The sequence below is a fragment of the Sulfurovum sp. bin170 genome (genome assembly GCF_010892395.1).
Classification (GTDB): domain Bacteria; phylum Campylobacterota; class Campylobacteria; order Campylobacterales; family Sulfurovaceae; genus UBA1140.
In genome coordinates, this window is sequence record NZ_JAACKB010000449.1 from 1 (window position 1) to 2,261 (window position 2,261).

A 2,261-nucleotide genomic window follows, 5' to 3' on the forward strand; every position below is an offset into this window, starting at 1 on the left:
AAAATTATGGTAAAATAAACAAAAACGGTTGTATCATGTTCAAAATTTTCATTCCCATACTTCTAGCTACTATCCTCTCTGCAAATATGCTAAACACCTCACCTAAAATTGTTCCTCTGGAGATACCTTTTAGTGTTGAGACCAATAGTTCACTTTTTGACAGTAGTATAAGCTATACGCACAAAGATTTGCTCTCCTGTAAACCAGCGATAAATGCTGTATATAGAGTGGTATCGGCTAAGAAGCTCAAAGTCATTCCAAAAGAGAGTCTAAAGAGTGACACTAATTACTCTTGTAGCTATAAAGAGAATTCATTTAGTTTTACTACGGAGCCACTAACTGTAAAGGAGTATCACTATTTCAAGAGGGATAGGGTTCTACGATTGAGTTTTAGTGGTAAACTTGACCTGAAAGATGCCCAAAATCACATTAGATTAGAGAAAAAGGATAAACTAACTACCACTAATCTAAACTATACTATCAGACAACACAATGATAGAGTTCTACTTCTCAAAATCAATGAGCCTATTGGTACTCATGCTGTAGAGTTGACTGTAGATAGTGGTATATTGACAGAGAACTTTTCTGCTATATTTAATAACGAGGGAAGAACTCCTGTTGTCTTAGATAAAGAGAAGAAACCTCTGGTTATCACGGACAAGCCACAGATGGTAGCTCTGAATAGTGGGGAGTTTGCTCTACGAATCTTTTTGGATGATACGCTAGAGGGGAGAGCTGAAAACTCTATAGTGATTGAGGGTATAGAGAATTTTAGGTTAGACAAAGATAACTATATCAACAGTGAGACAAGAGAGGATTTTAATCTCTCTGGTGAGGTTTACTACTACACCGATGTGATTAGCTCTGAGTTTCAACCAAATAGTAGTTACAGTGTGACACTCAAAAAGGGTCTACGAAACTACCACGAACTCAAAGAAGATAAACAATATACTCTAAAGACAGAAGATAGAGCCAAAACTGTTATCTTTGAAGATGAGAAACCATATATCTCCAATGCTGGTGAGCTTGGGTTTAACTCGGTCAACATAGACTCTGCCACGCTTATCGTTGAGAGAATATTGGATGATAACTTGCGTTATTTTATGAACTTCTCCTCTGCCAAGAAAAATAAGATTTATAAATATACTAAAGAGATTTTTAGTAAAAAGCTTATACTTAACAATCAGCGAAATGAGATTACTAAACAGAAGTTTTTGCTCTCTGATATTGCAAAGGAGCTTCCATATGGAGTATACAATATCACGCTTCGCTATACCAGTGGTGAAGAGGAGAAGAGCAGTAGTAGAATTCTCTTTTTGTCAAATCTAGGAATCTCTGTCAACCTATCAAAAGAACAAGCATTTGTAACCGTGCTTACCCTTAACTCTGCAAAACCCGTACTCTCTGCTGAGGTTGAGATATATGGAGAGAACAATGAACTTTTAGGAAAAGCTAGAACAGATGTCAATGGGGTGGCTGTTATCAATAGAGAGAATCTATTAGAGAAAAATCCTAAAGGGGTGATAGTCAAAACAGAGAACAACCAAAACTTCTTGGCACTAAACCGTACCATCTCTTCGCCTACTCCTCGGGATATACTAAAAACAGCTGAACGGTTCAAAGCTCATATCTACTTCCAGAGCAAACTAGTCCGTCCTGCTGAGAAGGTCAATGCTCTAATCACAATCAAAGATAGAGACTTCATCTCTGCCTCAAAGCTACCTATTAAAGTAATTCTAAAAGAGCAGTATGGAAGAGTAGTCCAAGAGAGAGTTTACCATACAGATGAGTATGGACTTATAGATTTCAACCATCAGCTTGACAGTGACGACAGAACAGGTAACTATGAACTTATCGCCTCTATAGGAGATACCCAAATAGGGAGAAAACTTCTCAAAGTTGAAGCCTTTATGCCTCCTAAAATCGAAAACCATATCTCAACTACCAAAGAGGCATACCAAGCGGGTGAACTGATAGAGGCAAATATCAGCAGTAATTATCTATTTGGGACACCAGCTTCTGGGTTGAGTGGGAAGGTGACATTGGATAGTAGGTTGGCAGATTTCAAAGATAAAAAATATAAAAACTATAGCTTTACAAACAGAAATATCTCTCTAAAAAATACTCAAACATATCTAAAAGATAGTCAAGATATTAGACTAGATGAGAAAGGTAAAGTAGCTGTTATTTTGCCAACAGATATAGGGCAGAGAGTACCATCTATTCTTGAACTTATGTTGGGGGCAACTATTATGGATGAT

At 37.1% G+C, this 2,261-nt stretch carries 1 protein-coding gene; it reads left to right on the forward strand.

Annotation, left to right across the window (positions count from 1 at the left end):
* Window positions 1-35 precede the first annotated feature (35 nt).
* A partial coding sequence (locus GSY74_RS10545; protein WP_164665085.1) for an MG2 domain-containing protein occupies window positions 36-2,261 on the forward strand: 2,226 nt, incomplete at its 3' end.